Source organism: Comamonas sp. B-9 (assembly GCF_000410635.1).
GTDB lineage: Bacteria > Pseudomonadota > Gammaproteobacteria > Burkholderiales > Burkholderiaceae_C > Comamonas.
Genome location: NZ_KE148591.1, coordinates 31,681 through 38,672 on the forward strand (window position 1 = coordinate 31,681; position 6,992 = coordinate 38,672).

At 65.3% G+C, this 6,992-nt stretch carries 5 protein-coding genes; all 5 read right to left on the reverse strand.

Going from position 1 to position 6,992, the window contains the following annotated elements; genetic code table 11:
• Positions 1 to 146: 146 nt before the first annotated feature.
• Positions 147 to 974: an SDR family oxidoreductase gene (locus H928_RS0114730; protein WP_021027203.1), complete on the reverse strand. Its 828-nt coding sequence runs from the start codon at positions 972 to 974 to the stop codon at positions 147 to 149.
• Between the two features lie 151 nt (positions 975 to 1,125).
• The gene (locus H928_RS27975; protein WP_084635814.1) at positions 1,126 to 1,998 is read right to left on the reverse strand and encodes a DMT family transporter; all 873 of its coding nucleotides are present in this window, start codon (positions 1,996 to 1,998) and stop codon (positions 1,126 to 1,128) included.
• Between the two features lie 77 nt (positions 1,999 to 2,075).
• Positions 2,076 to 3,383, reverse strand: a complete 1,308-nt coding sequence (locus H928_RS0114740) for a DUF3422 family protein (protein WP_021027205.1) — start codon at positions 3,381 to 3,383, stop codon at positions 2,076 to 2,078.
• Positions 3,384 to 3,523: 140 nt separating this feature from the next.
• Positions 3,524 to 4,174, reverse strand: a complete 651-nt coding sequence (locus H928_RS0114745; protein ID WP_021027206.1) for a hypothetical protein — start codon at positions 4,172 to 4,174, stop codon at positions 3,524 to 3,526.
• A 277-nt stretch (positions 4,175 to 4,451) separates the two neighbouring features.
• On the reverse strand, positions 4,452 to 6,866 hold the full coding sequence (locus H928_RS0114750; RefSeq protein WP_021027207.1) for a TonB-dependent siderophore receptor: 2,415 nt from the start codon (positions 6,864 to 6,866) through the stop codon (positions 4,452 to 4,454).
• Positions 6,867 to 6,992: the final 126 nt, after the last annotated feature.

Below are 6,992 nucleotides of genomic sequence, written 5' to 3' on the forward strand. Positions count from 1 at the left end.
CCAGGACGTGGCCGGCTATGACAGCGGCGACGATGGCTTTGATTTCTTTGACGACGACCAGGCCTGATAGCTGCCGCTAAACACCAGAGGTAAAAAAACCGCCCGGGCAATTGCTCGGGCGGCTTTTGCTTTGGGCTTGCGGCTGCTTAGAACGTACCGACGTAGGAGCCGCCGTCCGGCAGGATGTTCTGGCCGGTGATATAGGCCGCCTGCTGGCTGCACAGAAACGCGCAGATCGCACCAAACTCATCGGCGGTGCCGTAGCGGCCGGCAGGAATCTGCTTTTGCTGCGCCTCGCGGATATCGGCTTCGCTCTTGCCGGTCTTGCTGGCGGTGGCCGAGATCGTGGCGGCAATGCGGTCGGTGTCGAACTTGCCTGGCAGGATGTTGTTGATGGTCACGCCCTTGCCGGCAATGGGGCTGCGTGCGACGCCGGCGACAAAGCCGGTCAGGCCGCTGCGCGCGCCGTTGGACAGGCCCAGGATATCGATGGGGGCCTTGACGGAGCTGGAGGTGATGTTGACGATGCGGCCAAAACCGCGCTCGGCCATGCCATCGATCAAGGTCTGGATCAGCACAATGGGGGTGAGCATGTTGGCGTCCAGTGCCTTGATCCAGGCCTCACGGTCCCAGTCGCGGAAATCACCGGGTGGCGGGCCGCCGGCGTTGTTCACCAGAATGTCAAAGCGCTGGCCCGGGCCGCCTTGGGCATTCAGTACCGCAGCACGACCGGCTTCGGTGGTGATGTCTGCGGCCACGGCGATCACCTGGGGTGCCACGCGGCCGGGTGCGGCTGCCGCCCACATCGCGGCCATCACCTTGAGCTGGCGCGCGGTGTCCTTCAGCGCTTCTTCGCCACGGGCGTTGATCACCACGTTGACGCCTTCATTGACCAGCGCCTGCGCGCAGCCACGGCCCAGGCCCTTGCTGGCCGCGCAGACCAGTGCCCATTTGTTGGCAATTCCAAAATCCATATTCAAATCTCCTTGTGGGTATCGATGCTATGTCACAAACCGCAGAAGTGCTGGCGCTGCTCGCCTTGCCCTTGTGAGTCGCCAAGACGACCCAGAAAACCGGCGGTTTGCGCTGGAGGCAAGGCCACGGCGCATCCCGTGTTGACGACGCTTATTGTCTTTTGGCCTGGTGGGTGAACACATAGATGCCGGTCAACACCAACGCAGTCCCGCCCACCATCACCGGGGTCAAGGGCTCGCCCAGCAGCCACACGCCCATCAGGATGGTGGACAAGGGCCCGATCATGCCGGTCTGGGCGACCGTGGCCGCGCCCAGGCGCTCAACCGCCAGCATCACCAGCAACACCGGCACGGCGGTGCACAGGGTGGCATTGAGGACGGACAGCCAGATGACGGCCGAATCCACCTGGGCGGCCTGCAGCGGCCGGGTCAGCAAAAACTGGGCAATGCAGAACAGGCAGGCAAAACTGGTAGCCAGGCCGACCAGACGCAGGGCGCCCAGGCGCTTCACATACTGGGCGCTGTAGACCAGGTAGATGGCATAGCTCACAGCACTTAAAAACACCAGGGTGGCGCCCCAGCCCACCTGCTGGCCGGCGCCGTGGGTGTAGAGCTCCATGCCAAACACCAGCATCACGCCGGCATAGCTGATGGCCAGGCCCAGCAGCTGGCGGCCGCTGGCCACCTTGCGGTAGAGCAGCCAGCCCAGCGCCAGCACCAAGGTGGGGTTGAGGTAGAGGATGAGCCGCTCCAGGCCCGCGCTGATATAGCTCAGCCCGGCAAAATCGAGGTAGCTGGAGAGGTAGTAGCCGCAAAAGCCCAGCGCGATGACGGCGAGCCAGTCACGCAGCGACAGCGCCGGTTTGCCCCGCCCGGCCCACCAAGCCATGATGACAAACAGCGGCAGCGCAAACAGCATGCGGTACATGATCAAGGTGATGGCATCGACCCCATGGCGGTAGGCCAGCTTGACGATGATGGCCTTGCCGCTGAACGCGATGGCCCCCACCACGGCGCAGACCATGCCGGCGCGGCGCACACTGGGCGTGAGCACCGCAGCCGGTGCAACAGAAACAGACAAGATAACTCTCCAAGAACCAGTCAGTGCTGGTGCGCCGACCCATGGAACAAACGGTGGTGCATGCGGCGAATCGACCACCAGACGCCCAAGCCTATCACCGGGATGGCCAGCGCCGCCGTCGTTTCTGGCGACAGAGGCCAACCCCATTTCTGCAGACCCTTGGCCAGGTAGCTGATCAGGCCGGTGAAGTAGTAGGTGATGGCCGCGACCGACAGGCCCTCGACCGTTGACTGCATCTTGAGCTGCAGGCCCTGGCGCTCGTTCATCGCCTTGAGCACCGCCTGGCGGCCCTGCTTTTGGCTGATGTCGACCCGCGTCTGCAGCAGGTTGCTCAGGCGCGATACGCGCTGGGACAGGGCTTCGAGCCGCTGGTGGGCCGACACACAGGTGTTGCGCGCGGGGGTGAGGCGCCGGTCCATAAAGTCGCCAATGGTCTGGTAGCTGCCCAGGCGCGTCTCCTGGATATCGCCCACGCGCTGCTGCACCAGTGCAAAGTAGGCGCTGCTGGCCGAAAAGCGCGAATGGTGGGCGGCGTACTGGCTCTCGACCTGGGCAGCCAGGCGCGTGAGCTGGTCGAGCAACTGCGGCTCGCTGGCCGCTCCCGCGCTGCGGATGGCTGATGACAGCTCGGCCAGTTCGGACTCGGTGCTGGCGAGCTTTTCCATGGTCTCGCGCGCCGCAGGCAGGCCCAGCAAGGCGGCCATGCGGTAGGTCTCGATCTCCAGCAGGCGCTGCACCAGGCGCCCATTGCGCGCGGCTGACAGGCCCTGGTTGAGCACAAAAAGGCGCGATGCGCCATCCGAATGGATGGAAAAATCGGTGTAGATCTGCGCCTTCTGGTCGGAGGCCTTGGAGGCGACGAGCTTGTCCTCGTACAGCCAGCGCTGCTCGACCTTTTTCTCCAGCGCGGGCGATGCGGGCAGCACCCAGGCATTCATTGCCAGCAGGCAGCGGCCGGGCAGGCCGGCCAGCCATTGGGCGGGCACCAGGTCGCTGGCAGACGGCAGCTCGGCCTCGTCCAGCGCCTCGGGGCGGATGGGCACCATCCAGGTCCAGGAGACAAACTCGGTGTGCAGCTCCCAGCGCAGGCGGCCATTGCCCAGGTCCAGGCGCAGGTGGTTGGCCTCGGCATCGGGCACGGGCAGCTGCAGATCGCGCAACAGCTGGTGCAGCCACTGGCGGCTGGCCGCGCGCTCGGCGGCATCGGCCCACATCACCGTGCAGAACACCGCGGTGTTGTCGGGCAGGGCTTCAGGGGGGCGGGAATGGACTTCGTTGTGCAGCGCACGGCGCAGGTCGTGCTGCTGCAGCAGGGGCAGGTTTTTCATGAAAGACAAAAAGCGGCAAACACCAGACGGCAAGCCGTCGAACTGCTGCAATTGTCGTGCCAAGCCAATACTTGTGCAGGCGCCCGCTCAAAAGCGGCGCGCCTGCCCCTGCGGGGGATGGGCGCCTTATGGCGTTGGCGTTATTGCGGCACCTCAAAGCTCAGCGTGGCGGTGTGGCGCACCTCGTCGTACTGCTTGCCATCGAGCTTGACGCTGCCGTTGTTGACGCGGGCCGTGACCTCCAGCACATAGAGGCCGGGGAAGGACGGCGTAAAGCTCACGGTGCCATCCTTGGCGGGGGCCAGCACGCGGCGCCAGCCTTCGCTGGTGTCCACATTGACCTGGCTGGCCGCCACCGGCCGGCCCTTGAACATCAGCTGGAAGGTGTTGCCCTGGGGCGTGGTGGGCACCAGCTCCAGGTCATTGACGGCCTTGGTTTCCTGGCGGCCAAAGCGGGCCTGGTAGTAGGTCAGCACGCCATCGCTGCCCGCGCGCGTCGCGGCAAAGCGCTGGTCGGCCGGGGCGCCCTCTTCCTTGGCCAGGACATAGGGATCGGCCGATGCGGGCACGCTCTTGCCTTCTGCCACCACCTGGCGCGGCTCGCTCAGTTCGCCAAGCGCCCCTGGCGCCTTGTGCAGCTCACCCACGTGGGCGCGCGTCTGGCCGTTCTCGGTCTGCAGCCACAGGTAATCGGCATGCGCTGGCAGCACGGCACCGATGCTGGCCGACACGGCCAAGGCCGCCGCCAGCAGCGGGCGACGCAGGGTGGATGGTTGGTTGTTCTTGGACATAGCTCCTCCTCTTGGGCTGAATGGCTGGCTGGCGGGTTCCCTGCCGCATGCACGGGGCATGGGCAGGCAATGGCTGGCTCTGGTTGGCAATCGCCTGGGGCGCTGGATGCAGGCCCCATGCAAGCGGCGGTGGGCGGCGCCAAGCGTGGCGCCCGGCCACCCGCTTGCGGATCGCAACGCGCAGCCTAACGCAGTTTGCGTGGTGCAAAACCCGAACCCTGCCGTTTTTTGGACAAGTCCGGGCTCTGCCACGGCGCGTTGGCAATTGAGCGGCCGATTACAGCTTGGGCGTGTACTTCAGAGTCAGCATGGCATTGCGCGGATCGCCATAGGTGCCGCCGGTGTAGCCGACAAAGCCCGGCAGGATGTAGTGCTTATCAAACACGTTGTTCACGTTGAGGGCGACGCTGACTTCGGGCGTGGCCTGGTAGGCCAGGCGCAGGCTGGTGATGGTGTTGCCAGCGACCTTGAAGGAGCGGTCATAGCTCAAGGTATGGCTTTGTGCGACGACGCCAGCGCCCACGCTCAGACGGTTCCAATCGCCTGGCAGCTGGTAGGACAGCCAGGCGCGCAGCATGTGCTTGGGCGTCCAGGTGCTGAAGACCTGGCCCTGGTTGGTCGGGTCGTTCAGGAACTTGCTGGTGTTGAAGGTGTAGCCCACCATGGCCTGCAGGTCGCGCGCCACTTCGCCGCTCACTTCGGCCTCCACGCCCTGGCTGCGCACCTTGCCGGCCGAGGTCGAGCAGTACCAGCCGTCGCAGGCATAGCCGGAGGCCAGGTCGTTGACCGCCCGGTTCTTGTGGTCGTAGCGGAACAGCGCCAGCGAGGTGTTGAGCTTGCCATTCATCAGCTCGCCCTTGATGCCCAGCTCATAGTTGCTGCCAGTGATCGGGTCGAGTACCTTGCCGTCCACCGTGCGCTCGGACTGGGGCTCGAACACGCTGGTGTAGCTGCCGTACAGCGACCATTCGGGCGTGAGCGCATACACCAGGCCGGCATAGGGGGTGATCTCGCCCGATGTCGTGGTGACCTGGCGCTCACCGCTGAGCGCGCTGGTGTAGAGCGAGTCATACCAGCTGGTGCGAGCGCCCACAATCGCGGTGAGCGGCTCGGTCAGCCGCGTGCGCAGGCTGCCGTAGATGCCTTTTTGCCGCACATCGTAGGCCGACTTCCATTGCCGGCCACCGGCGGCCAGCAAGCTGTCCAGGGTCGGCTCGGGGCGGTGGTGGTCGATGTCAAAGAGATTCGCGCCCGCCGTGAAGGTGCGGGCATAGACATCGTTGGAGCGGTACTTGGAATAGTTGGCGCCCACGGTCACATCGTTGCGCAAGCCCGCCAGGTCAAAGCGGCCGTTGATAAAGGCATCGAAGGCCACTTTTTTCAGGTCGAAATCGGTGTACCAGTTGTCATAGGTCACGCCACTGCCATCGGGCTCGACCTTGCCGGTCATGCGCTGGTGCAAGGAGGCGTTCTGCTCGCTCACATGCAGCGCCGACACCTTCAGCTTCCAGTCGTTGTTGATGCGGTGGTTCAGGTCGGCATAGACCGTCGTTTGCTTGACGTTGGAACGGTTCCAGTCGGAGCCGGTGAAGGTCGAGCGCGGCAGGTCGGTCATGCTGCCATCGGCATACAGCGGCAGGCCCATGATGAAGGGGCGGCCCTTGCTGTCGAGCTGGCTGACGCCAAAGCCTACCGTGGTGTCGGGGCTGATGTCGTAATCCAAGGCGGCGTAGAGCGAGCGTGTGCGCTCATTCACATAGTCGACAAAGGAGTGGCCGCGTGACTCATCCACCACCAGGCGGCCGCGCAAGCTGCCCTCGTCATTGAGCGGGCCACCGGCATCGAGCTGCAGGCCATAGCGGTCCCAGGATCCGGCGCGGGCGGTGACGCTGACGGTCTTCTCGCGCTGGCCACGCTTGCGCACCAGGTTGACGGCGCCGCCGGGGCTGCCGGTGCCCTGCAGCAGGCCCGAGGCACCGCGCAGCACTTCCAGCCGGTCATAAAAGACCATGCCTTCGGTGCCCCAGTTGCCCAGCGAGTAGTGGTTGCGCGGAATGGCCACACCGTCGTACTGCCAGGCATCGATCTGGAAACCGCGTGCGGACAGCACCATGCCCTGGCCCACCCCTTGCACGCCCATCGTGCCGGTGACCTTGTTCATCGCATCGCGCAAGTCGGTAATGCCCTGCTCATCGAGCTGCTTGCGCGTGACCACGCTGATGGACTGCGGAATGTCCTTGAGCGCCTGGTCACCCTTGTTGAGGCTGACGGCCGAGGCCGCCAGCGAGCCCGAGCCTTCGCTCGTGGCATTGCGCTCGCCTTGCGCGGTCACCGTCACCGTGGGCAAGGTGCTGGTGTCGCCAGCTGAGGGCGTCGCCTTGATGACCAGGGCCTCGCCCTGGCGCAGCGCCATCAGGCCGCTGCCGGCCAAGAGGCGGTCAGCCGCTTGCTGCGGGGTGAGTGTGCCGGAGACGGCGGGCGCCGTCTTGCCCTCAACCAGCGCCGGCGCAAAGCCGATGGACACGCCCGTGGCTGCGGACAGTGCCTGCAGCGCCGAGCCCAGTGGCTGGGCCGCAATCGACAGGCTGCTGGCCTGGTGGGCAGGCGTGGCAGCCTGGGCATGTGCTGCCAGCGGCATGGCCAGCACCAGGGCGGCGGCCAGCGCCAGCGGCGCAGGGTGGAAGCGGGCCATTTTGGCAACCGATGCGCCAGTGGAGCGGGAGGGAGAGCAGGGGGACAAACGGGGTTTGGACATGGTCAGGCAATGCAGTAAATAAATCTCATTACCTTCTATGACGCACCGCAGTCGCAGAACTGC

Coding starts and splice junctions, on each gene's coding strand:
- H928_RS27975 (WP_084635814.1), bottom strand. CDS start 1,998: ATGGTCTGCGCCGTGGTGGGGGCCATCGCGTTCAGCGGCAAGGCCATC.
- H928_RS0114730 (WP_021027203.1), bottom strand. CDS start 974: ATGGATTTTGGAATTGCCAACAAATGGGCACTGGTCTGCGCGGCCAGC.
- H928_RS0114740 (WP_021027205.1), bottom strand. CDS start 3,383: ATGAAAAACCTGCCCCTGCTGCAGCAGCACGACCTGCGCCGTGCGCTG.
- H928_RS0114745 (WP_021027206.1), bottom strand. CDS start 4,174: ATGTCCAAGAACAACCAACCATCCACCCTGCGTCGCCCGCTGCTGGCG.
- H928_RS0114750 (WP_021027207.1), bottom strand. CDS start 6,866: ATGGCCCGCTTCCACCCTGCGCCGCTGGCGCTGGCCGCCGCCCTGGTG.